The sequence below is a fragment of the Isoptericola hypogeus genome (genome assembly GCF_039531145.1).
Taxonomy (GTDB): Bacteria; Actinomycetota; Actinomycetes; order Actinomycetales; family Cellulomonadaceae; genus Isoptericola; species Isoptericola hypogeus.
The window spans coordinates 1-521 of the sequence record NZ_BAAAPM010000034.1 but is presented as its reverse complement, the minus strand read 5'-3'; the positions used below and the strand labels follow the sequence as shown (position 1 = coordinate 521).

The window sequence follows — 521 nt, the reverse complement described above, 5'->3', positions numbered from 1 at the left end:
CAGCGATGACGGCGGGCGGGTCGAACGCACTGCTGAACGCAGCGGCGAACTCGTTGCCGGCCGCGTAGGGGTCGAACGCGCGGGAGTAGGCGGCGCTGAACTGGTCCTGCACCGCCTCGGTCATCGGCTAGTTCACCGCCATCACGAAAGCGGAGTACCGGTTGGTCGGGGTGCCGTCCGCCGTCGCGAGGCCGAACGTGAACGACGTCGACGTGGTCTCCGTGATCGCGGCGATGACCGGCACCTGGGTGGTCAGCTGCATCTCCGTGATCGCGACCGAGTAGGCGTCGGCGTCGATCCCGAGGTCGTGCGTCACCTTGTACAGGCCGACCTCGACGCGTTCCGCGGTCCATCCCGGCGGACCGGCCACGAGCGTGCCGTCACCGGCGACCTCACCCGCGGCGCCAGTCTTGAGCCACAGGGCGGTGACGACCTCCCGCAGGTCGACGGCGTCGATCGCGCCGGTGTCGTTGTCGGGGAGGCGGGCGAGCAGGTCCTGGAGGGTGGGGCGGGCCACGGTG

The 521-nt window shown here is 70.6% G+C and carries 1 protein-coding gene; it reads right to left on the bottom strand.

Annotated elements, in window-relative coordinates; all coding sequences use genetic code 11:
* Nucleotides 1–127 precede the first annotated feature (127 nt).
* Nucleotides 128–521 (bottom strand): hypothetical protein (locus ABD254_RS21380; RefSeq protein ID WP_344251025.1); only part of this gene is annotated, 394 nt, incomplete at its 5' end.